Genomic DNA, 21204 nt, shown 5'->3' with positions numbered 1-21204 from the left:
CGTGCCGGAGGGATCCCGCCTCTAGCGGGCGCCCTTCAGCACGGCCGCCGCCTCCTTGGCGGCCTTGATGGCACCCTTGTTGATCACGTCCGTGCCGGGCGCCTTCTGGGACTCGAAGTCGCTGCCGTTGTAGGTGACGATCACCAGGGCGTTGGCCATGCGGACGTACACCACGCCCTCGCGGGTCTGCTGCTTGTCGTCCGTGGTGAGGTTCACCACGGAGTAGGCCTCGTCGCCGAGACCCGGGACGGCTCCGCCGCCGTTCTTCTCCGTGGTACGGGTCTGATAGGCGCTTTGGGCCTTCTCGTCCGATTGCTGGATCTCGTACGAGACGTCGAGCCAGCGGTAGTCGAAGCCCTTGAGCGCGTTCCACGAACAGGTGCGGCGCACGGACTCATTGGTCGACGCGATCTCCTTGCCGGCCGTCTTCGCGCCCGGAACAAGGGATGTGACCGTTTTCGTGGTGACACCGGTGCAGGGAGAGGGGGCCTTCGCGTACGTCTTCGTCACGGTCGTCGTCGACGGCGCGGATTCGGAGGTCGAGATGGGCGCCGAGGCGGTGTCCTGTGTGGAGTCCTCCCCGGCCGGGCTCGCGGACAGCGGACCGGACGACAACGCCCAGCCGGCGGTGGCGAGTACGGCGACGGGCAGCAGTCGCGCGGTGAGGGCGAGCGGCAGAGGCAGTTCACGCACAGCGCACTTCTCGGGGTCGAGGCGGGGGGTACCGCCGGGCGGTGGGGTACGTCAGTGTCACATGACTCTCTGTGGGACGAAAGTGCGAACTCTCTCCGTGCATACGTGGTGACAGGGGTGCCTGGTTCAAGAAGAGTCCGCCTTCTTCGCGTCGGCCTTCGCGCCGGCCTTCGCGCCGGCGGCGGAGTGGCGGCTTCCGTCGGGCGTTCGTGTCAGGATCGGCGTCATGATCCCGATACCCGTCCGCAGGGCCTTCCGCGTGCTCCTCGTGGCGGCACTGACGCCGGCCGTGGCCGGCTGCGGACTCGCGGAGGAGCTGGACCGCGAGCGCGACCCCGACCGGACGGAGCCCTCGGCGGCCGTCTCGTCGGCGGGCACGGGCGCCCCCGAGGGATCGAGGGTCCCCGAGCCGACCGGGAGCGCCCCGGCAACCGCCTGTTCGCCCTCCGGGGTGCGCATGGTCCCCGGCCTCGTGGAAGCGGCGATGGGCCTGCGGGCGATGGGTGTGGTCCTCACGAACTGCGGCACGAAGCCGTACACCCTCAAGGGCTACCCGGCGATCCGGCTGCTCGACGCGGAAGGCCAGCCCTACGACGACGTACGCGTCCTGAGGGGCAGCCGTCACCTCACCACCGGCGTGCCCGACTTCGGCCCGCGCACCGTCACCCTGAAGCCCGGCGAGTCCGCCAGGACCGAACTGGTGTGGCGCAACACGGTCGACGAGGCGGACACCCCCGGCGTCTACGCCCCGACCCTGAGCATCGCCCCCCAGCCGGGCCGGCCGGCCGAACTCCTCGATCCCGAGGGCGACATCGACCTCGGCACCACGGGACGCCTCGGCACGACGGCGTGGGCGCAGATCGCCGGGGAGGGGCTTTAACCGGTTGCGGGCCCTCGCGGGTGATCAGCAGCCTGGGTGCATGACACGGTCACAGAACGCCACGCAGCCCCAACTCCCGCCCCTGCCAGGGGAGATACTCGCCTACTACCAGCGCGGCGGGGAGAACACCCGGCTCAGGGAGGGCGCCGGGCGGCTGGAGTTCTGGCGCACCCAGGACATCCTGCGGCGGTTGCTGCCGGCCGCTCCCGCGCGCGTGCTCGACGTCGGCGGCGGCACCGGGATCCACGCCGAGTGGCTGGCGGCGGACGGGTACGCGGTCGAGGTCGTCGATCCCGTGCCGATGCACGTGGAGCGTGCAGGGCGGCTGCCCGGGGTCACCGCGCGGCTCGGGGACGCCCGGTCGCTACCGGCCGAGGATGCCGCGTACGACGTCGTGCTGTTCCTCGGGCCGCTCTACCACCTGCCCGAACGGCCTGACCGGGTGCGGGCGTTGACCGAGGCCCACCGGACCGTCCGCCCGGGCGGTGTGGTGGTCGCGGCCACGATCAACCGCTTCGCGGGGCTCAACGACACGCTCATGCAGGGGAACTACTTCATCCCGGAGCGCCGCGAGCGCACCGACGCGGTGTCGGACCACGGCAGGCACCGGTGGTCCCCGGCGGACCCGCACTTCACCACCGCCTACTTCGCCGACCCCGCCGAGGTGCCCGGGGAGTTCACCGAGGCGGGGCTCGCCCACGAGGGGCAGTACGGAGTCGAGGGTGTCGCCTGGCTGATGGGCGGGGTGGAGGAGTGGCTGGACGACCCGGAGCGCCGGGAGGCGGTGCTGGCCGCGTCCCGGCGGATCGAGTCGGAGCCGTCGCTGCTCGGGGCGAGCGGGCATGTGCTCACGGTGGGACGGCGTCCCTGAGAGGCCGGCGGTCGTCCCCGTGGGTCGGTCGAGGGCTGGTCGATCGTGGACTGCGTACGATCACCGAACGCCCGTCGCGCAGCGAGGAGTCCGCCCGTGTTCACCACTCGACCGACGCTCCAGGGGACCTTCGGCATGGTGTCCTCCACGCACTGGCTCGCCTCCCAGTCGGCGATGGCGGTGCTGGAGGACGGCGGCAACGCCTTCGACGCGGCCGTGGCGGCCGGCTTCGTCCTGCACGTCGTGGAACCCCACCTCAACGGGCCCGCCGGCGAGGTGCCGATCCTGCTCGCGCCGGCGGACGGCGAGGTCCGGGTGCTGTGCGGACAGGGCGTGGCACCCGCCGGGGCGTCCATCGGGCACTACCGGGGGCTCGGACTGGAGCTGGTCCCCGGCACGGGACCGCTGGCGGCCGCCGTGCCCGGCGCGTTCGACGCATGGATGCTCCTGCTGCGCGACCACGGCACCAAGGACCTGGCGGACGTCCTGAAGTACGCCATCGGGTACGCGCGGGACGGCCACGCGCCCGTGGAGAACGTGGGGGCGACGGTCGAGTCCGTGCGGGATCTCTTCGAGAAGGAGTGGCCGTCGTCGGCGGAGGTGTACCTGCCGGACGGTCGGGCGCCCCGCCCGGGGGAACTGTTCCGGAACCCGGCCCTGGCCGCGACCTGGCGGCGGCTCCTCGCCGAGACCGAGGGGGCGAAGGGCCGCGAGGCCCGTATCGAGGCCGCGCGCCGGGTGTGGCGCTCCGGCTTCGTCGCCGAGGCCCTCGTCCGGCAGGCCGGACGGCCCACGCTGGACACCAGCGGGGAACGGCACACCGGGACGCTCACCGCGGCCGACCTGGCCGGCTGGTCCGCGACCTACGAGGCCCCGACGACCTACGACTGGAACGGCTGGACCCTGTGCAAGGCCGGCCCCTGGAGCCAGGGCCCGGTCCTCCTGCAGCAGCTCGCCCTCCTGCCGCCGGACCTCCCCGCCCACGGCTCCGCCGCGTACACGCACCTCCTCATCGAGGGCTGCAAGCTCGCCATGGCGGACCGCGAGGCCTGGTACGGGGACGCGGCGCCGGTCCCGCTCGACGAGCTGCTGTCCGAGGAGTACAACGCCGCGCGGCGGGCCCTCGTCGGTGACACCGCCTCGTACGAGCTGCGGCCGGGCGCTCCGGGCGGCCGTACGCCGCGACTGAGCGCGCACGCGCGCGTGGTGGCCGGCGACGAGCCGGGCGGCGGTGCTCCGGGTGCCGGCGAGCCCACCGTCGCCCGGTGGCCCCGGTCGCCGGTGCCGGGGGAGCCCGAGGTCGCGGAGGACGGGAGCACCCGGGGCGACACCTGCCACCTCGACGTCGTCGACCGCTGGGGCAACATGGTCGCCGCCACGCCCAGCGGCGGCTGGCTGCAGTCCAACCCGGTGGTGCCCGAGCTGGGCTTCCCGCTCGGCACCCGGCTGCAGATGACCTGGCTCGACGAGGGACTGCCCAACTCCCTCACCCCCGGCCGCAGGCCGCGCACCACCCTCACCCCGTCCCTGGCGCTGCGCGACGGGGTGCCGGTCATGGCCTTCGGCACGCCCGGCGGCGACCAGCAGGACCAGTGGCAGCTGCACTTCTTCCTCGCCGTCGCCCTCCGCCCGCCGGTCCGCGGCGGCCTCGACCTCCAGGGCGCCATCGATGCCCCGAACTGGCACAACGACAGCTTTCCCGCCTCCTTCCACCCGCGCGGCACACGCCCCGGCAGCGTCACCGTCGAATCCCGGACGCCCCCCGAGGTCGTCGAGGAGCTGCGCCGACGCGGCCACGACCTGGTGATCGGTGAGCCCTGGTCCGAGGGCCGGCTGTGCGCGGTCGCGCGGGACCCGGTGAGCGGGGTGCTGTCGGCGGCGGCCAACCCGCGGGGGATGCAGGGGTACGCGGTCGGGCGCTGAGCCGCGGCGCGTCCCGGCGGCTCCGGCCCGCCCCGGGTGTTCAGCGCGATTCCAGACCGAATACACCGGACGGGCAGGGATTGTCAGTGGCGCGTGCTGTCATGGAGGCATGATCGAAGACAACGAAACCATCGACGAGTTTCTCGCCCGGCACGCCCCGGACGTCGAGGAGGCGATCCGCAAGGCCGCCGCCGCGGAGATCATGCCGCGCTTCCGGCAGCTCGCCGCGCACGAGGTCGACCAGAAGGCCGGCCCGCACGACCTGGTGACCGACGCGGACCGCAAGGCCGAGCTGTATCTGACCGAGGCGCTCTCCGCGCTGCTGCCGGGCTCGGTCGTGGTCGGCGAGGAGGCCGTGCACGCCGACCCGACGTCGTACGAGGCGATCCAGGGCGACGCGCCGGTCTGGATCGTCGACCCGGTGGACGGCACCCGCCAGTTCGTGAACGGCGATCCCGGCTTCTGCACCCTCGTCGCCCTCGCCCGCGGCGGCGTCCTGCACGCCTCCTGGACCTACGCGCCCGCCCTCGACCGGTTCGCCGTGGCGATCCGCGGCCGGGGCGCCACCGTCGACGGTGTGCCCCTGCGCGCCGGCTCGCCCGCCCCGGACCGGGACCTCGACATCGCCACCTCCCACCCGGACTACACCACGCCGGAGCAGAAGCGGGCCCTGCTCGGTCTCCGGACGGACGGCGTGGCCCCGCGCCCCTGCGGTTCGGCCGGGCTGGAGTATCTCGCCGTGGCGGAGGGCCGGCTGGACGCGACCGCCTTCTCCTGGGAGGCCGCCTGGGACCACGCGGCCGGTCTGCTGCTCGTCCAGGAGGCGGGCGGCGCCCATCTCACCCTGGCAGGCGAGCCCTTCCGCATAACCGGCGGCAACGCCCTGCCTTTCACCACGGCCCGGGACGCGGCCACGGCCCGCCGGGTGGTGGGGCTGCTGTCGGGCGGCGCCTGACGAGCCGAGCGGAAGCGGCACCTCCGCCGGCGGGGTGCACCCTTGCCCGGGCCTGTCGGTGGCCGGGCATATCCTGGGCCCAGGTCTGTCCGCCGGCGGGGATGCCGCCGACGGGACGTGGCCATCGGCTGACGAAGGGGTCCGGACGTGCCGTCGATGCTCGACGCGGTGGTGGTGGGGGCGGGGCCGAACGGCCTGACGGCCGCCGTGGAGCTGGCCCGCCGCGGGTTCTCCGTGGCCGTGTTCGAGGCGAAGTCCACCGTCGGGGGAGGCTCCCGCACCGCTGAGCTGACCCTGCCGGGCTTCCGCCACGACCCCTGCGCGGCCGCGCACCCGCTCGGCGTCAACTCACCCGCGTTCAAGGCGATGCCGCTGGAGCGCTACGGCCTGGAGTGGCTGCATGCCGAGCTGCCCATGGCGCACCCCTTCCCCGACGGCTCGGCGGCCGTGCTGTCGCGCTCGGTGGGGGAGACGGCCGCCTCGTTCGGTCCGCGTGACGCGGGCGCGTACCGCAGGCTGGTCGAGCCGTTCCTGCCCAAGTGGGACACGCTCGCCCGGGACTTCATGTCGCTGCCGCTGTCCGCGCTGCCCCGCGACCCGGTCACCCTCGCCCGCTTCGGGCTCGTCGGGCTGCCGCCGTCCACCTGGCTGATGCGCCGCTTCAAGGACGAGCGGGCCAAGGCGCTGTTCGCCGGCCTCGTCGCCCATGTCATCGCCCCGCTCGGCGGCCTCGCCACCGGCGCGGTGGGACTGGTCTTCGCGCTCGCCGCGCACGCCGCGGGCTGGCCGGTCGCCCGGGGCGGCTCGCAGTCCATCGCCGACGCGCTCACCGCGTATCTGAAGGACCTCGGCGGCGCCGTCCACACGGACTACGAGGTCAAGCGCCTCGACGACCTGCCGCCCGCGCGCGCCTACGTCTTCGACACCTCACCCACCGCACTGGCCCGCATCGCGGGCTTGGGCGGCTACTACGAGCCGTACCGCTACGGCGCGAGCGTCTTCAAGCTCGATTACGCGCTCGACGGCCCCGTGCCGTGGACCGCCCCGGAGGCACGCCTCGCCGGGACCGTCCAGGTCGGGGCGAGCCGGGCCGAGATCGGCACGGCGCTCGACGCGGCCTCCCGGCACGGCCGGGCGCCCGACAGGCCGTTCCTGATCACCGTGCAGCCGAGCCTGGTCGATCCGAGCCGGGCCCCGGAGGGCAAGCACGCCTTCTGGGCCTACGGCCATGTCCCGAACGGCTGGACGGGCGACCTGACGGACGCCGTCGAGCGTCAACTGGAGCGTTTCGCCCCGGGGTTCCGCGACCGGGTGCTCGCGCGCGCCACCGCGGGACCGCCGGAACTCGCCGCACACAACGCGAACTACGTGGGCGGCGACATCGCCTGCGGCGCCGCCTCCGGCCTCCAGCTGCTGCTCCGCCCCAAGCTCTCGCTCACCCCGTACGGCACCCCGCACCCGGCCGTCTTCCTCTGCTCCTCGGCGACCCCGCCCGGCCCCGGTGTGCACGGCATGTCGGGACACAACGCGGCCAAGGCGGTCTGGCGCAGGCTCCGGCAGGAACCCTGAGTTCGTCGCAGGGCCGAGCGATCCGGACAACATCACGAATCGACAAAGGTCTTCACGCTTTCTCCATATGAATGTGTAAGTGGCATGGGTAAGTTGCCGCCATGAAAGATCGGAGTGCGTTACCTGGCTCCGGCTCGCGACCTGCCGCGGGCCTCGCCGACCTCGCACAACTCGTCCGCGCCCCGGCCGCGTTGAGCGTCCCGGGCGACGTGCTCGCGGGAGCCGCCGCCGCGGGCCGACCCCTCGGTGCGCGGACGTTCGGTGTGATGGGTTCGTCCGTCTGCCTCTACTGGGCCGGCATGGCCCTCAACGACTACGCCGACGCCACGATCGACGCGGTCGAACGTCCCGAACGCCCCGTCCCCTCGGGCCGGGTCCCGCGCCGCACCGCACTCGCCGTCGCCGGTGCCCTGACCGCCGGGGGCCTCGCGCTCGCCGCCGCCTCGGGGGGCCGCCACAATCTGCTCGGCGCGCTGCCGCTGGCCGGCGCCGTCTGGGCGTACGACCTGAAGCTCAAGTCCACCCCGGCGGGCCCCGCCGCCATGGCCTGTGCGCGCGCCCTGGACGTCCTCGCGGGCGCCCTGGCGGCCGCCGGGCGCGGCCCGGACCGTACGCCCGGCACCGGTACCGCCCTGCTGCGGGGTGCCGTCCCCGCCGCGCTGGTCGGCGCCCACACCTACACGCTGACCGCGCTCAGCCGGCACGAGGTCTCCGGCGCCCCCGCCCGGCTGCCGGCCGCGACCCTCGCCGCCTCCACGGCCACCGCCCTCGCGGCAGCCCTCCCGGCCCTCCGCACGGCCACCGCCCACCGCGCGGGGAGCGGCGGCGCCACCGGGGTGTCACCTTCGGCCGCGGCCCGGGCCGCCGTGGTCGCCGCCGGGGCCCTCGCCTACCTCGGCAGCTACGGAACGGCTCAGGCCCGCGCCGTACGGGAGCCGTCGGGCGAGAACCTGCGACGGGCCGTCGGGGCCGGGATCCTCGGGCTGATGCCCCTGCAGGCGGCGCTGACCGCGCGGAGCGGAGCCACGGCCGCGGCGGCGGCGCTGGGCGTCGTCCACCCCCTCGCGCGGCGGCTCGCGCGACGCATATCCCCCACCTGAACAGCCCAGACCTCCGCGGAGGAAGGCGCCGGCATGACCCCGCCCCCCACCCCCCTCAGATTCGGCTACGGCACCAACGGCTTCACCAACCACCGGCTCGGCGACGTCCTCGCGGTCCTCGCCGACCTCGGCTACGACGGTGTCGCCCTCACCCTCGACCACGGCCACCTCGACCCCTACGCGCGGGACCTGCCCCGGCGGGTGGACGCCGTCGCCCGGGACCTGGCCCGGCACGGTCTCGACGTGACCGTCGAGACCGGCGCCCCCTATCTCCTCGACCCCTGGGGCAAGCACCACCCGACGCTCATGGCGGACGACGCCGAGCGCCGGATCGACCTGCTGCGGCGTGCCGTCCGCGTCGCCGCCGACCTCGGCTCGCCCACCGTCCACCTGTGCAGCGGCCCCGCGCCGGACGACGGGCTGCCGGAGCGCGACGCGTGGAAGCGGCTCGCGGCGGGGGTCGAGACCGTCCTGGACACGGCGGGGCGCCACGGCGTCTCCCTGGCCTTCGAGCCCGAGCCGTACATGTTCGTCGACACCGTCGAGCGGTGCCTGGAACTGGCCGAGATGACCGGCGGACACGAACTGTTCGGGATCACCCTCGACATCGGCCACGCGCACTGCGTGGAGGAGCGGACCGTTCTGGAGTGTGTCCGCCTCGCCGCCCCGCGGCTGCTGAACGTGCAGATCGAGGACATGCGGCGGGGCGTCCACCAGCACCTCGAACTCGGCTCGGGCGAGATCGACTTCCCTCCCGTGCTCGCCGCCCTGCGGGACCTCGACCACCGCGGACTGGTCTCCGTGGAGATCCAGGGCGGTTCCCTCGACGCCCCCGAAGTGGCCCGCCGCTCACTGGAATTCCTGCGCGCGGCGACGGCCTGACCCGACCGACCCCACGACCACCACCCCCTTCATGTCCTCCCACCCCGCGAGAGGTTGTTCCGTCATGCTCTCCACCGGACCGACGACCGCCGAGTCCCCCGATCCAGCCGATCCGGCCGACCCTCCCGACCCCCGCACCCTCCTCGCCTCCCGCGCGCCGGACGCGGCGGCCCGCGCCTGGCTCGACGAGGCGGTGGCCCGTGTCGCCGACCGGCCCGCGGCGATCCACGCCCTGTTCCCCGCCGCCCGGCGACGCTGCGGCCGCGCCCGGCTGGACGCGCGCTGGACCGTCGACGAGGCCGCCCGCGTCGTCCTGCTCACCGGGCTGCCGCTGGGCGGGCAACCGCTCGCCGACGAACTGGCGCGTCTCTTCCGCCACGGCGACCCGGCCGAACAGCGGGCCGTCCTGCGGGCCCTGCACCTGTTCGATGGCCCCCGCGACGGCGACGGGGCCGGCCGGGAGCCCCTCGGTGACCTCGCGCTGCCGCTCGTCCGCGAGGCGCTGCGCGGCAACGACAGCAGCCTCGTCGAAGCGGCCCTCGGCCCGTACGGCGCCGCCCGCCTTCCGGACGCCGAGTACCGGCAGGCCGTGCTGAAGTGCGTGTTCCAGGAGATCCCCCTGGACCGGACCGCCTCTCTCACCGACCGCGCCGACGCCGAACTCGCCCGTATGCTGGCCGACTTCGCCCACGAGCGGGTCGCCGCCGGCCGGGACGTACCGGCGGACGTCTGGCCCGTCGTCGGCGCCTTCCCCGCCGCCGACCGGCTGGCCGACCGGCTCACCGCCGAGACGAGCGCCGCCCCGCCCGCCCGCCGTGCGGCCGCCGAGCGAGCCCTCCGGGCACTCCACCTAGCCACCGCGTCCGCCTCTTCCTAGCCACCGCGTCCGCGTAGCCCCCACGGCCGCCCAGCCACCACGCCCGTCATGCCACGGCGTCCGCGTAGCCACCACGGCTGTTCGGCCACCGCGTCTGCATAGCCGCCCCATCCGCCGAGCCGCCTCATCCGCCGTCCAACCACCGCGTCCGCCCGACCGGCCCACCGGCCTTCACATCCCGTCGTCGGCATCACTCACGGAACACATCCGAGGAACCCGAGGCACCCGCACATGCGCATCTTCGACCCCCACATCCACATGACCTCCCGCACCACCGACGACTACGAGGCGATGCACGCCGCCGGAGTGCGCGCCGTCGTCGAGCCGGCGTTCTGGCTGGGCCAGCCCCGCACCTCGCCGGGGAGCTTCTACGACTACTTCGACGCGCTGCTCGGCTGGGAGCCCTACCGGGCCGCCCAGTTCGGCATCCAGCACTTCTGCACGATCGCGCTCAACCCCAAGGAAGCCAACGATCCGCGCTGCCGGCCCGTGCTCGACGAACTGCCCCGCTACCTCGCCAAGGACCGTGTCGTCGCCGTCGGTGAGATCGGCTACGACTCCATGACGCCGGAGGAGGACGAGGCCCTCGCGCTCCAGCTGCGGTTCGCCGTCGAGCACGAGTTGCCCGCCCTCGTCCACACCCCGCACCGCGACAAGGCCGCCGGCACCCGGAGGACCCTGGACGTCGTACGGGAGTCGGGCATCGCCCCCGAACTCGTCGTCCTCGACCACCTCAACGAGCTGACCGTCGGCATGGTCCTCGACAGCGGCTGCTGGGCCGGGTTCTCGATCTACCCGAGGACGAAGATGAGCGAGGACCGCATGGTGACCATCCTCCAGGAGCACGGCACCGAACGCGTCCTGGTCAACTCGGCCGCCGACTGGGGCCGTTCGGACCCGCTCAAGACCCGGAAGACCGCCGACGCCATGCTCGCCGCCGGCTTCGACGACGACACCGTGGACCGGGTGCTGTGGCGCAATCCCGTCGCGTTCTACGGGCAGAGCGGCAGGCTGGACCTCGACGAGCCCAAGCCGGACGAGGAGTCGAGCTTCCAGGGCAACTCCGTCCGGCGCGGCGGGGAGTGAGGCACCGGCCATGCGCTTCCGGCATCCGGACGGCACGACCGTCCACCTCGGTTACTGCAGCAACGTCCATCAGGCGGAGGACATCGACGGCGTCCTGGCCCAGCTCGCCCACCACGCAGAACCGGTGCGCGAGCGCCTCGGCGTCGACCGGCTGGGCATCGGCCTCTGGCTCGCCCGCGACGTGGTGTCCGCACTGGTCGCCGTACCCGGCGAGGTGAAGAACCTCCGGAACGAACTCGCGGCCCGGGGCCTGGAGACCGTCACCCTCAACGCCTTCCCCTACGCCGGGTTCCACCGCGAGGTGGTGAAGAAGGACGTCTATCTCCCCGACTGGGCGGACGAGGCCCGGCTGGCCCACACCCTGGACTGCGCCCGCGTCCTCGCCGCCCTCCTCCCGGACGACGTCGAGCGCGGCAGCGTCTCCACCCTGCCGCTGGCCTGGCGCACGCCGTGGCCGCCGGACCGCGCCGACACCGCCCGCCGAGCCCTGGACCGGCTCACCGCAGGGCTCGCCGCCATCGAGTCCGACACCGGCCGCCGTATCCGGGTCGGCTTCGAACCGGAGCCCGGCTGCGTCGTGGAGACCACCGCCCAGGCCGTACGGGAGCTGCGCGGCCTCGACCCCGAGCGGCTCGGTGTCTGCCTCGACGCCTGCCACCTCGCCGTGCAGTTCGAGGAGCCAGGCGCCGCCCTGCGCCGCCTCGCGGACGCCGGACTGCCCGTCGTCAAGCTCCAGGCGTCCTGCGCGGTCGAGGCCGCCGACCCGGCCGACCCCGCCGCCCAGACGGCCCTGCGGCGCCTCGCCGAGCCCCGGTTCCTGCACCAGACGCGGACGGCGGCACGGCAGGAGCCGACGGACGTGCGCGGCGTCGACGACCTGCCGGACGCGCTGAACGGCGGCCTGCCCACGGACACCGGTCCCTGGCGCGTCCACTTCCACGCCCCGCTGCACGCCGCCCCCGAACCGCCGCTGCGCACCACCACCGACCAGCTGAGCCTGGTCCTGGCCGGACTGCTCGGCGGAGCGTCGGCCGACTGCGACCACATCGAGGTCGAGACCTACACCTGGTCCGTCCTCCCCGAACCGCCCACCGACCTGCCCGGCGGCATCGCCGCCGAACTCGCCTGGGCCCGCGACCGGTTGACCGGCCTGGGTCTTGAGGAGGACCAGAAGTGAGTGACCGGACCAGCCCCCGCCCGAACCGGCTCGTCGTCCTCGACATCGTCGGTCTCACCCCGAAGCTGCTGGCGCACATGCCCGCCGTGGCCGCCCTCGGCGAGCGCGGCTTCCGGGCCCGGCTCGACCCCGTGCTGCCCGCCGTGACCTGCGCGGCGCAGTCCACGTTCCTCACCGGCGAACCGCCCTCCGGCCACGGCGTGGTGGGCAACGGCTGGTACTTCCGGGACCTCGGCGAGGTGCTGCTGTGGCGCCAGCACAACGCACTCGTCGGCGGCGAGAAGATCTGGGAGACCGCCCGCAGGACGAACCCCGGCTACAAGGTCGCCAACATCTGCTGGTGGTACGCGATGGGCGCGGACGTCGACCTCACCGTCACCCCCCGTCCCGTCTACTACTCCGACGGCCGCAAGGAACCCGACTGCTACACCTGGCCGCCGGCCCTGCACGACGAACTCACCGACCGGCTCGGCACGTTCCCCCTGTTCACCTACTGGGGTCCCAACGCCGGCCTGCCCTCCACCCAGTGGATCCTCGGCGCGGCCCGCCAGGTCTTCGACGAGCACGGCCCGGACCTCACCCTCGTCTACGTCCCCCAGCTCGACTACGAACCCCAGCGCTCCGGCCCCGGCTCGCCCGCCACGGCGCGGGCCGCCCGGCAACTCGACGACGCCCTGCGCCCGTTGATCGACCACTTCCTGAGCGAGGGCGCCACGGTGGTCGCGCTCAGCGAGTACGGGATCACGCCCGTCTCCCGGCCCGTGGACATCAACCGGGCCCTGCGCCGGGCCGGTCTCCTCCAGGTGCACACCCAGGACGGCATGGAGTACCTCGACCCCTGGACCTCACGGGCCTTCGCCGTCGCCGACCACCAGATCGCCCACGTGTACGTGCGGGACCCGGCCGACACCGCGGACGTCGCCAAGCTCCTGGCCGAACTCGACGGCGTGGAGCAGGTGTTGGACGCCGAGGGCAAGGCCGCCCACGGCCTGGACCACGAACGCGCCGGCGAACTCGTCGCGGTCGCCGACCCCGACGCCTGGTTCACCTACTACTACTGGCTCGACGACGACCGCGCCCCCGACTTCGCCCGTCAGGTCGAAATCCACCGCAAGCCCGGCTACGACCCGGCCGAGCTGCTGTACGACGAGACCGTCCCCGCGGTGAAGCTCCGCGCGATCGGCCAGGTCGCCCGCAAGAAGCTGGGCTTCCGCTACCGCCTCAGCACGGTCCCGCTGGACCCGTCCGGCGTCGGCGGCAGCCACGGACGCCTGCCCGCCGACCCCGACGACGGACCCGTGCTGCTGTGCTCGACGGGCGAGCAGGCCCGGGAGGCGTACGCCGCCACCGAGGTCAAGTCGTTGCTGCTGGGCCTCGCGGGCCTCACCAAGGAGGAGCCGCGCGCATGACCACCCACCCTCCCCTCCCCACCCTGCGGCCCCTGCTCGACCCGTCGCCCGAGTACGCGAAGTGGCGTACCGAGGAGCCGATCCGGCGGGTGACGATCTGGGGCGACAACAGCCCCTGGCTGATCACCCGACACGAGGAAGCCCGCGTGGTCCTGGCCGATCCTCGCTTCAGCGCCGACGCGACCCGCGACGGCTTCCCCGGCTTCCGCCCGCAGGCGCCGCCCCGCGGACCGGGCCAGTTCTTCATGATGGACCCACCCGACCACACCCGACTGCGCCGCGTCCTGATCCCCGACTTCACCTTCCGCCGCATCGAACAACTCAGACCGGCCATCGCCCGCATCTGCGGCGAGCTCCTCGACGCGATGACCGCGGACGCCGCCACGGCCGCCGACCTGGTCGAGGCGTACGCCATGCCGCTGCCCTCGCTCGCCATCTGTGAACTGCTCGGAGTGCCGTACGAGGACCACGACTTCTTCCAGCGCCAGGCGAAAGCCTTCAGCAGTCTCACTTCCGGGCCGGAGGAGATGATGGCCGCCCGCACGTCCCTCCACACCTACCTGGGCGACCTGCTCGCCCGGCGCGCCCGGGAGCCCGCCGACGACCTCCTCACCCGTCTCGCACGCGACCGGGTGGCCACCGGCGAGATCAGCGCACCCGAGGCCGTCGGCATCGCCTCGCTGCTGCTGGTGGCCGGCCACGAGACGACCGCGAACATGTTCCCGCTCGCGGTCGTGGACCTGCTGCGCCACCCCGCACAACTGGCCGCCCTGCACGTGGACCCCGCCCTGTGGCCCGGAGCCGTCGAGGAACTCCTGCGCCATCTCACCGTCGCGCACTCGGGACTGCGCCGGATCGCCACCGAGGACGTGGAGGTCTCCGGTGTCCGCATTCGCGCCGGCGAGGGCGTGATCGTGGCGCTCCAGGCCGCCAACCGCGACCCGTCCGCCTTCACCGCCCCCGACACCCTGGACGTCCACCGCACCACCACCGGCCACCTCGCTTTCGGCCACGGACTGCACCAGTGCATCGGCCAGTCCCTCGCCCGCGCGGAACTCCAGATCGGTCTGCCCGCCCTCTTCGACCGCCTGCCGGGCCTGCGGCTGACCGGAGAGCCGGAGGACTTCGTGCCGGCGATGAGCACGGTCCACGGGGTGCGGTCGTTGCCGGTGAACTGGTAGCCGGCGCGGCTTCGGCGCAGGCTGTGCGGCCGGGCCAGGAACGTCGGCCGCACGGCCCGCTCCCCGGCCGGCACGGGGAGCGGCCCGGTGCGGGCCCCTGGGGACCGGGACGTTGATCCGTTCCGTCCAGCAGTTCGATCATTTTGATCGGTACGTCTTCCTCACCTTAGGAGGACCGATCAGCCAGTGCGGCAGCACCAAGAGAGATGAGGGTTCGATGGCCGTACGCCGACTCAACCACGCTGTCCTGTTCGTCCGTGACATCGCATGTTCCGTCGACTTCTACAGCCAGGTGTTCGGCTTCGCCGTCGAGCACGAGATGCCCGGCAGGGCCGCCTTCCTCAGGGCCCGGGGCAGCGACAACGACCACGACCTCGGCCTCTTCACCCTGGGACCCGACGCGCCCGGTCCTCAGCGCGACCGCGTCGGACTGCACCATCTCGCCTGGGAGGTCGGCACACTCGGTGAACTCGCCGACACGGCGGACCTGCTGGAGGCACGCCAGGCTCTGACCGGGAGCACCGACTTCCTGGTGACCAAGTCCCTGCACGGCGTGGACCCGGACGGCAACGAGTTCGAGGTGCTGTGGCGCGTCCCCCGCGCCGACTGGCCGGCCTCGGAGAAGAACCAGGGACCGCTCCCGCTGGACCTCCGGTCGGCGATCGACCGATGGGGCCCCGATCTGCGAACGGGAGCGGCTGCCGGGTCGGTCACATGACAGCGCATCGGATCCGGCGGGACGACCACGCGGCCTCGTCCGTCCGAGCCCGCCCGCAGAGGAACCGGGCAAACGACTCGAAGGGCGCGCTGTGAAGGGCGTTGCACTCATCCTCACACGTCGATCGGTGGCGGCCCGCTGTGCAGGATGGTTTGATCACCCGTGTGGGTTGCTTACATTCTTCGACGTGCCCGCTCTTCCCGCACCTCAACGAGAGTCTGGCGGGCTGGCGTTCCTATTACTGCGACAACGACGCCAACTGGCGTGGGTGCGCGCGCTACAAGGTGTCACTCACCGGTGAGCGGGTGCCCATCACCCTGCTGCCCAACGGACGGCACGCCCGTCATCTGGCGCCGACGCCCAAGCCCACCAGTTCCGTGGGGCGCGGTCCCCGCCAGGCCGAACAGCCGCCGACGACCGTCGAGGAGCCCGAACGGGGCTGGTGGGCCCGCCTGGCCGAGTGGATGAAGGGCAACGCATGACCGCCTACTGGCCCTGGTGGGCGGGTGCTGTCGGACTCGCCGTACTGACCATCGGTTACACCCTCGCCACCGACCGGTCGTTCGGGGTGTCCGGTGCCTGGGACCGCGTGCTTCACTGGCGGCGCGAAGCCGAACTGGAGCGGATGGAGGCGGAGTTCACGGACGAACGAGCCCTCGCCGCCGCCCTCGACGCGGCCACCGCCGAGCACTTCGGAACCGTACCCGCAGCGTCCGGGCCTGCCGCGTCCTCGCCCGCCGCGCCCGTGCCCCCGGGGCCGACCGGCGTGGCGGCCGAGGACGGACGCCGCGGAAGCGGGCAGTCGCGCCCCGCGCCGTTGGTCACCCAGGCCGTTCTGCTGGTCTCGATCTTCGTGGGCGGACTGATCGCCGCCGTCTCCTCCGGGCGGTTCCACCTCCGCTTCGACATGGGGGCGGGCTACCGGGACGTGGTGACCGGCAACCCGGTCGCCATGGTCGCCCTGCTGTTCGTGGGAGGCGTACTGGTCGGCTTCGGCACCCGGCTGGCCGGTGGCTGCAGTTCGGGGCACGGGCTCAACGGCTGTGGTCGGCTGAGACCCGTCAGTCTCGTCGCTACGGCCACGTTCTTCGGAACCGCCGTCGCGGTGTCGTTCCTCCTGTGGAAGGTGATCTGATGCGTACCCGGGGCGGCATCCTGCTGGCCAACCTTGTCACCGGACTGGCTCTCGGCTTCACCGTGACCAGCATCGGGTTCGGCGACTACGCCGAGCTGAACCGCATGTTCACCTTCCAGGATCTGCGGATGCTCCTCTCCTTCTTCGGCGCTGTCGTGATCATCGCGAGCGTGTTCGCCCTGCTGCGGGTGCGCCGGGACGCAGGCCGCGTCCACGCCGGTGTCGTTCCCGGCGCGGTGCTGTTCGGTATCGGTTGGGCGATCTCCGGCGGATGCCCCGCGATCCCGATCATCCAGGTGGCCGGCGGCTACCTGCCCGCCGTGATCACCATCGTCGGCATCGTCGTCGGGGTCAGGCTGTGCCGCTGGGCCGGTGGCCGACACCTCTTGCGTGTCGACCGGGGCTCCTGCGGAGGGTGAGCGACGGGGCACCGCCGTGCGAGGAGGCCGGACCACATCCGGGATCTTCGGCCCTGAGCACACCGCGACAGCCTCAGGAGGTGGTGGCCCGGCCGGGCGCCGCCCGAGGGCGGCGGCTGCCCCCCCATATTCGAGGGCTCGCCTGCCCCGTCGGCTGGTATAGAGGCGGGCATGACCACCATCACCCTCGTCCGGGGGGACATCACCCAGCAGTCCGTCGACGCCATCGTCAACGCCGCGAACTCCTCCCTCCTCGGCGGGGGAGGAGTGGACGGCGCGATCCACCGGCGCGGGGGCCCCGCCATCCTGGCCGACTGCCGCAAGCTCCGCGCCTCCTACTACGGGCGGGGTCTGCCCACCGGCCAGGCCGTGGCCACCACGGCGGGGGACCTGGACGCACGCTGGGTGATCCACACGGTCGGCCCGGTCCACAGCCAGAGCCTCGACCGCTCCGCCCTGCTCGTCTCCTGCTACCGCGAGTCCCTGCGCGTGGCCGACGAACTGGGCGCCCGTACGGTCGCCTTCCCCGCCGTCTCCGCCGGTGTCTACGGCTGGTCGATGGACGACGCCGCCCGGATCGCCGTACAGACGGTCCGCGCCAGCCAGACCTCGGTCGAGGAGGTCAGGTTCGTCCTCTTCGACGACGAGGCGTACGCGGCGTTCGCCGCACAGACGGGCTGACGGGCTGACAGCGCAGCCGACAGCGGAGTCGACACCGGCGCAGCAGGACGGGAAGCAGTCCGGCGTGTCGCCGCGCCGCACTCTGACGGACGAACGGCCGAAGCGGTTCGAACGGAGTCGTACGGAGTCCCCTGCCAGGAGAAAGGGCCAGGTCAGGTCGGTCGGCGTGGAAGATTGACCGGGCTGCTCCCGATGCCGTGCTCGGTTGCGGCGTTCCCTGCCGCCTTCCACGGTGAGCGCAAAGGACAGCAGCTTCGAAAGGAACGTGCATGCGCGCCCTCGTCTCCCGTGGTCTCCTCCTGTCGCCCCTGGTCTGCGGGGCACTGGTCCTCGGTCCGGTCGGCACCGCCACCGCGGCCGTCGACGCGGGCCGCACCGCCTCGGACCGTGCCTCGACGCGGACCGCCGCGGTCCCCGAACCCGATCTGGACGCCCTCTTCGACGCGCTGGACGCGGAGATCGACGCCCTCCTGGCGAAGGAGGAGGCCGACGCGGACGCCCTCGTCGCCCAGGAGATCGCCGACGTGGACGCGCTGCTCGCGCGGCTCGACCTCGAAACGGACGGGCTCCTGGCGGACATCGAGGCCGACCTGGACGCGGCCACGGCGACCGGGACCGAGACCGAAACCGTCACGGAGACAGTGACGGAGACGGTGACGGACCCCGCCGTGGAGGCCGACGCCGCCGGAACCGACGCGGACGTGCTGCTCGACCAGTTGGACCTGCTCGACCGCATGGACCAGGGCGATGTCCTCGCCCCGCTGCTGGGCGAGTTGACCACGATCGCCAAGCTGGACGCCGCCCGGCTCGACACGGCCGAGGCGGCCCGGCACGCCGCGGCGCTGCGGACCGCCCACACCACCGTGCAGCAGCGGCTGCAGAAGCTGCGGGCGGCGGAACCGGCCGGCACCGATCGCGCCGCGGCGGCGGCCGACCCGGTCACGGACCTGCTGGCCACGCTCCAGTCCGCCGTCGACGCCCTGCTGAAGGCGCTGACCTCGCTCGACCTGGGTGCCGTCCTGGGTGCCGTGACCGGTCTGCTCGCCCCGGTCCTCGGCGTCGTCACCGGCCTTCTGCAGCCCGTCCTCGGACTGGTCACCGGTCTGCTCGGGGGTCTCCTCGGCGGGGTGCCGACCGTGACCCTGCCGGCGCTGCCCGCGGCGTGAGCGGCTCAGTCCCCGTCCGGCGCGTCGCTGAGGCCCAGCCTCAGGTGCTCGACGTGGAAGACGGCCTGGTCCAGCAGCTCGGCGACATGGTGGTCGTGCAGCGCGTACACCACCGAACGGCCCTGCCGCTCGCCCACGACCAGGCCGAGGTTGCGCAGCAGACGCAGCTGGTGGGAACAGGCGGACTGTTCCATCCCGACCTCGGCGGCCAACTCGGTCGCCGGGAGCGGGCCTTCGCGCAGCCGGGCCAGGATCAGCAGGCGGGACGGGGTGGACAGGGCCTGGAGTGTGGTGGCCACCTTGGCGACGTTGCCCGCGTCCAGGCGCACGCGAGGGGTGGCGTCCTGCGCTGAGGTGACGGCTCCATGACCCATGGCCCGTATCTTACCCATCGGACAGGAACACATGAATGAGTCTTCATGTGTTCTTGCGTGCGGTCCCGGTGGCGGCGGACACCGGCTCGCCGAGGTAAGGCCGGACTGCCGCCGCAGGACGAGGTGGCGGCGGTACGGGAACCTGGAGACTTCGGACGCGGTGGTGGTCCGGGACGAGCTGAGCGCGATCCCGGCGGTGGTGCGGCTGTCGCGCGCCGCCCGGCGGCTGATGGCGCAGAACCTGGTGATCGCCGGGGTGTCCATCGCGGTGCTGGTGGTCTGGGACCTGGTGGGCCACCTGCCGTTGCCCCTTGGGGTGGCCGGGCACGAGGGGTCCACGGTGCTGGTGGGGCCGAACGGGCTGCGGCTGCAGAGGGAGTCGGGGTGGCGTCGGGCCACGCGCACCTGAGCAGCGCCCGGGCAGGGCCTGCTCATGCCCTGCTCAGGAGCTGGGCAGGCCCTGAGCAGGGCATGACGGGGCCTGCGGGGGCCCGCGCGCGGGGGCGGGGAACCGTGGGCTTCGCAGGTCGGTCCACCTCGATGTCGGATTCTCGCCAGCCCTCACCCCTCTCCTCCCCGATGCTTGTCTCATGCGGAACGGGATGCACAGAGACACGGAGCGGTGTGTGCGGGCCGTGCGGTCGAAGGACGCTCGGTTCGACGGGTGGTTCTTCACGGCCGTGCTGACCACGCGGATCTACTGCCGCCCCAGCTGTCCGGTGGTGCCGCCGAAGGCGGAGAACATGACGTTCTACCCGAGCGCGGCGGCGTGCCAGCAGGCCGGGTTCCGGGCCTGCAAGCGGTGCCGGCCCGACACCAGCCCCGGATCACCGGAGTGGGACCAGCGGGCGGACCTCGTGGCACGGGCGATGCGGCTGGTGGGGGACGGGGTGGTGGACCGGGAGGGCGTGCCGGGGCTGGCGCGGCGCCTCGGGTACAGCGCCCGGCAGGTCGAGCGGCAGCTGCTGGCCGAGCTGGGCGCCGGACCGCTGGCGCTCGCCCGGGCGCAGCGGGCGCAGACCGCGCGGCTGCTGATCGAGACGACCGCGCTGCCGATGGCGGAGCTCGCGTTCGCCGCCGGGTTCGCGTCGATCCGGACGTTCAACGACACCGTGCGGGAGGTCTTCGCGCTGTCGCCGAGCGAACTGCGCGAGCGTGCCACCCGCTCGGCCCGGCAGCGCTCCGACTCCCCCGGCACGTCCGGGGCGTTGAGTCTCCGGCTGCCGTTCCGGGCCCCCCTCAACCCCGACAACCTCTTCGGTCACCTCGCCGCGACCGCCGTACCCGGGGTGGAGGAGTGGCGCGACGGCGCGTACCGGCGCACGCTCCGGCTCCCGTACGGCCACGGCATCGTGGGCCTCACGCCACGGCCCGATCACATCGCCTGCCGGCTCACCCTGGGCGATCTGCGTGACCTGCCCGTCGCCATCAGCCGCTGCCGCCGACTGCTCGACCTGGACGCCGACCCGGTCGCCGTGGACGAGCAGCTGCGCACCGATGCCGTGCTCGCGCCGCTGGTGGACAAGGCGCCGGGGCGCCGGGTGCCGCGTACCGTCGACGAGGCCGAGTTCGCCGTCCGGGCGGTGCTCGGTCAGCAGGTGTCCACGGCCGCGGCTCGGACGCACGCGGCCCGGCTGGTCGTCGCGCACGGTGAACCGGTCGACGACCCGGAAGGGGGCCTCACCCATCTCTTCCCGTCGCCCGAGGCGCTGGTGGCCGTCGACCCCGAGACCCTCGCGATGCCCGGCACCCGCCGGACCACCTTCACCACCCTGGTACGCCGTCTCGTCGACGGCGAGCTGCACCTGGGCGTGGACAGCGACTGGGCCGAGACCCGCGCCCGCCTCCTCGCCCTCCCCGGCTTCGGACCCTGGACCGTCGAGGTCATCGCCATGCGCGCCCTCGGCGACCCCGACGCCTTCCTCCCCGGCGACCTCGGAATCCGGCGCGCCGCCCGGGAATCGGGCCTGCCGTCCACCCCGGCGGCGCTCACGGCCCGGGCGGCGGCCTGGCGGCCGTGGCGGGCGTACGCCGTGCAGTATCTGTGGGCGACGGACAGCCACCCCATCAACCACCTTCCCGTCTGAGCCCGTTCCGGGCGCACGCAC

21 protein-coding genes and 1 pseudogene are annotated in these 21204 nt (G+C 73.3%); 20 read left to right on the top strand and 2 right to left on the bottom strand.

Annotation, left to right across the window (positions count from 1 at the left end; genetic code table 11):
• Positions 1 to 21 precede the first annotated feature (21 nt).
• Positions 22 to 693: a hypothetical protein gene (locus tag ACFU5F_RS18665; protein WP_383888140.1), complete on the bottom strand. Its 672-nt coding sequence runs from the start codon at positions 691 to 693 to the stop codon at positions 22 to 24.
• 226 nt (positions 694 to 919) lie between these two features.
• Between ACFU5F_RS18665 and ACFU5F_RS18660 the strand changes: the two genes are divergently transcribed.
• The 18 genes from ACFU5F_RS18660 to ACFU5F_RS18575 all read left to right on the top strand — a co-directional run bounded on the left by ACFU5F_RS18660 (position 920) and on the right by ACFU5F_RS18575 (position 18722).
• A complete protein-coding gene (locus tag ACFU5F_RS18660) occupies positions 920 to 1573 on the top strand; it encodes a DUF4232 domain-containing protein (RefSeq protein ID WP_383888138.1) in 654 nt (217 codons plus the stop codon).
• A gap of 40 nt (positions 1574 to 1613) precedes the next feature.
• On the top strand, positions 1614 to 2444 hold the full coding sequence (locus ACFU5F_RS18655) for a class I SAM-dependent methyltransferase (RefSeq protein WP_383888136.1): 831 nt from the start codon (positions 1614 to 1616) through the stop codon (positions 2442 to 2444).
• A 96-nt stretch (positions 2445 to 2540) separates the two neighbouring features.
• The gene (locus ACFU5F_RS18650; protein ID WP_383888134.1) at positions 2541 to 4367 is read left to right on the top strand and encodes a gamma-glutamyltransferase family protein; all 1827 of its coding nucleotides are present in this window, start codon (positions 2541 to 2543) and stop codon (positions 4365 to 4367) included.
• Positions 4368 to 4476: 109 nt separating this feature from the next.
• Positions 4477 to 5322 (top strand): inositol monophosphatase family protein, encoded by an 846-nt coding sequence (locus ACFU5F_RS18645; protein WP_383888132.1) that lies wholly within the window; start codon positions 4477 to 4479, stop codon positions 5320 to 5322.
• Between the two features lie 156 nt (positions 5323 to 5478).
• Positions 5479 to 6891: a phytoene desaturase family protein gene (locus ACFU5F_RS18640; protein WP_383888263.1), complete on the top strand. Its 1413-nt coding sequence runs from the start codon at positions 5479 to 5481 to the stop codon at positions 6889 to 6891.
• A gap of 101 nt (positions 6892 to 6992) precedes the next feature.
• The gene (locus tag ACFU5F_RS18635; protein ID WP_383888130.1) at positions 6993 to 7991 is read left to right on the top strand and encodes an SCO3242 family prenyltransferase; all 999 of its coding nucleotides are present in this window, start codon (positions 6993 to 6995) and stop codon (positions 7989 to 7991) included.
• Positions 7992 to 8024: 33 nt separating this feature from the next.
• Positions 8025 to 8873 (top strand): sugar phosphate isomerase/epimerase family protein, encoded by an 849-nt coding sequence (locus tag ACFU5F_RS18630; protein ID WP_383888128.1) that lies wholly within the window; start codon positions 8025 to 8027, stop codon positions 8871 to 8873.
• Between the two features lie 64 nt (positions 8874 to 8937).
• On the top strand, positions 8938 to 9750 hold the full coding sequence (locus ACFU5F_RS18625; RefSeq protein ID WP_383888127.1) for an EboA domain-containing protein: 813 nt from the start codon (positions 8938 to 8940) through the stop codon (positions 9748 to 9750).
• A 231-nt stretch (positions 9751 to 9981) separates the two neighbouring features.
• Positions 9982 to 10836 (top strand): TatD family hydrolase, encoded by an 855-nt coding sequence (locus ACFU5F_RS18620; RefSeq protein ID WP_383888125.1) that lies wholly within the window; start codon positions 9982 to 9984, stop codon positions 10834 to 10836.
• Positions 10837 to 10846: 10 nt separating this feature from the next.
• Positions 10847 to 12013 carry a metabolite traffic protein EboE gene (gene eboE / locus ACFU5F_RS18615; RefSeq protein WP_383888123.1) on the top strand — a complete coding sequence of 389 codons (1167 nt, stop codon included), beginning with the start codon at positions 10847 to 10849 and terminating at the stop codon, positions 12011 to 12013.
• A complete protein-coding gene (locus ACFU5F_RS18610) occupies positions 12010 to 13422 on the top strand; it encodes an alkaline phosphatase family protein (RefSeq protein WP_383888121.1) in 1413 nt (470 codons plus the stop codon). Before eboE ends, ACFU5F_RS18610 begins: the two co-directional genes overlap by 4 nt.
• The gene (locus ACFU5F_RS18605) at positions 13419 to 14603 is read left to right on the top strand and encodes a cytochrome P450 (RefSeq protein WP_383888119.1); all 1185 of its coding nucleotides are present in this window, start codon (positions 13419 to 13421) and stop codon (positions 14601 to 14603) included. Before ACFU5F_RS18610 ends, ACFU5F_RS18605 begins: the two co-directional genes overlap by 4 nt.
• 217 nt (positions 14604 to 14820) lie before the next feature.
• Complete coding sequence (locus ACFU5F_RS18600; RefSeq protein WP_383888117.1) at positions 14821 to 15321, top strand: VOC family protein; 501 nt, start codon at positions 14821 to 14823, stop codon at positions 15319 to 15321.
• A gap of 152 nt (positions 15322 to 15473) precedes the next feature.
• Positions 15474 to 15803, top strand: coding sequence for a hypothetical protein (locus ACFU5F_RS18595; protein WP_383888115.1), 330 nt, complete (start codon positions 15474 to 15476; stop codon positions 15801 to 15803).
• A complete protein-coding gene (locus ACFU5F_RS18590) occupies positions 15800 to 16456 on the top strand; it encodes a YeeE/YedE family protein (protein ID WP_383888113.1) in 657 nt (218 codons plus the stop codon). The genes ACFU5F_RS18595 and ACFU5F_RS18590 overlap by 4 nt, the downstream gene beginning before the upstream one ends.
• Entirely contained in the window at positions 16456 to 16875 is a 420-nt protein-coding gene (locus ACFU5F_RS18585; protein WP_383888111.1) for a YeeE/YedE thiosulfate transporter family protein, read from the top strand. Before ACFU5F_RS18590 ends, ACFU5F_RS18585 begins: the two co-directional genes overlap by 1 nt.
• 171 nt (positions 16876 to 17046) lie before the next feature.
• Positions 17047 to 17556 (top strand): O-acetyl-ADP-ribose deacetylase, encoded by a 510-nt coding sequence (locus ACFU5F_RS18580; protein ID WP_383888109.1) that lies wholly within the window; start codon positions 17047 to 17049, stop codon positions 17554 to 17556.
• 269 nt (positions 17557 to 17825) lie between these two features.
• On the top strand, positions 17826 to 18722 hold the full coding sequence (locus ACFU5F_RS18575; RefSeq protein ID WP_383888107.1) for a hypothetical protein: 897 nt from the start codon (positions 17826 to 17828) through the stop codon (positions 18720 to 18722).
• A gap of 5 nt (positions 18723 to 18727) precedes the next feature.
• Here the strand turns inward: ACFU5F_RS18575 and ACFU5F_RS18570 are convergent, their stop codons facing one another.
• Positions 18728 to 19096, bottom strand: a complete 369-nt coding sequence (locus ACFU5F_RS18570; protein ID WP_012999635.1) for a metalloregulator ArsR/SmtB family transcription factor — start codon at positions 19094 to 19096, stop codon at positions 18728 to 18730.
• 142 nt (positions 19097 to 19238) lie between these two features.
• Here ACFU5F_RS18570 and ACFU5F_RS18565 point away from each other — a divergent pair.
• Positions 19239 to 19505: pseudogene (locus tag ACFU5F_RS18565) on the top strand (heavy metal translocating P-type ATPase); the annotation flags it as partial.
• Positions 19506 to 19698: 193 nt separating this feature from the next.
• Positions 19699 to 21183: an AlkA N-terminal domain-containing protein gene (locus ACFU5F_RS18560; RefSeq protein ID WP_383888105.1), complete on the top strand. Its 1485-nt coding sequence runs from the start codon at positions 19699 to 19701 to the stop codon at positions 21181 to 21183.
• The last annotated feature ends 21 nt before the right edge of the window (positions 21184 to 21204 follow it).

Source organism: Streptomyces sp. NPDC057438 (genome assembly GCF_042802995.1).
Taxonomy (GTDB): Bacteria; Actinomycetota; Actinomycetes; order Streptomycetales; family Streptomycetaceae; genus Streptomyces.
The sequence above is the reverse complement of the archived record's forward strand: the minus strand, read 5'-3'. Positions and strand labels throughout refer to the sequence as shown.

Excerpts from the sequence above, each read along its gene's own strand:
- ACFU5F_RS18660 (WP_383888138.1), top strand. The coding sequence starts at position 920 with ATGATCCCGATACCCGTCCGCAGGGCCTTCCGCGTGCTCCTCGTGGCG.
- ACFU5F_RS18655 (WP_383888136.1), top strand. The coding sequence starts at position 1,614 with ATGACACGGTCACAGAACGCCACGCAGCCCCAACTCCCGCCCCTGCCA.
- ACFU5F_RS18645 (WP_383888132.1), top strand. The coding sequence starts at position 4,477 with ATGATCGAAGACAACGAAACCATCGACGAGTTTCTCGCCCGGCACGCC.
- ACFU5F_RS18640 (WP_383888263.1), top strand. The coding sequence starts at position 5,479 with ATGCTCGACGCGGTGGTGGTGGGGGCGGGGCCGAACGGCCTGACGGCC.
- ACFU5F_RS18635 (WP_383888130.1), top strand. The coding sequence starts at position 6,993 with ATGAAAGATCGGAGTGCGTTACCTGGCTCCGGCTCGCGACCTGCCGCG.
- ACFU5F_RS18630 (WP_383888128.1), top strand. The coding sequence starts at position 8,025 with ATGACCCCGCCCCCCACCCCCCTCAGATTCGGCTACGGCACCAACGGC.
- ACFU5F_RS18625 (WP_383888127.1), top strand. The coding sequence starts at position 8,938 with ATGCTCTCCACCGGACCGACGACCGCCGAGTCCCCCGATCCAGCCGAT.
- ACFU5F_RS18620 (WP_383888125.1), top strand. The coding sequence starts at position 9,982 with ATGCGCATCTTCGACCCCCACATCCACATGACCTCCCGCACCACCGAC.
- eboE (WP_383888123.1), top strand. The coding sequence starts at position 10,847 with ATGCGCTTCCGGCATCCGGACGGCACGACCGTCCACCTCGGTTACTGC.
- ACFU5F_RS18605 (WP_383888119.1), top strand. The coding sequence starts at position 13,419 with ATGACCACCCACCCTCCCCTCCCCACCCTGCGGCCCCTGCTCGACCCG.
- ACFU5F_RS18600 (WP_383888117.1), top strand. The coding sequence starts at position 14,821 with ATGGCCGTACGCCGACTCAACCACGCTGTCCTGTTCGTCCGTGACATC.
- ACFU5F_RS18590 (WP_383888113.1), top strand. The coding sequence starts at position 15,800 with ATGACCGCCTACTGGCCCTGGTGGGCGGGTGCTGTCGGACTCGCCGTA.
- ACFU5F_RS18585 (WP_383888111.1), top strand. The coding sequence starts at position 16,456 with ATGCGTACCCGGGGCGGCATCCTGCTGGCCAACCTTGTCACCGGACTG.
- ACFU5F_RS18580 (WP_383888109.1), top strand. The coding sequence starts at position 17,047 with ATGACCACCATCACCCTCGTCCGGGGGGACATCACCCAGCAGTCCGTC.
- ACFU5F_RS18575 (WP_383888107.1), top strand. The coding sequence starts at position 17,826 with ATGCGCGCCCTCGTCTCCCGTGGTCTCCTCCTGTCGCCCCTGGTCTGC.
- ACFU5F_RS18570 (WP_012999635.1), bottom strand. The coding sequence starts at position 19,096 with ATGGGTCATGGAGCCGTCACCTCAGCGCAGGACGCCACCCCTCGCGTG.
- ACFU5F_RS18560 (WP_383888105.1), top strand. The coding sequence starts at position 19,699 with ATGCACAGAGACACGGAGCGGTGTGTGCGGGCCGTGCGGTCGAAGGAC.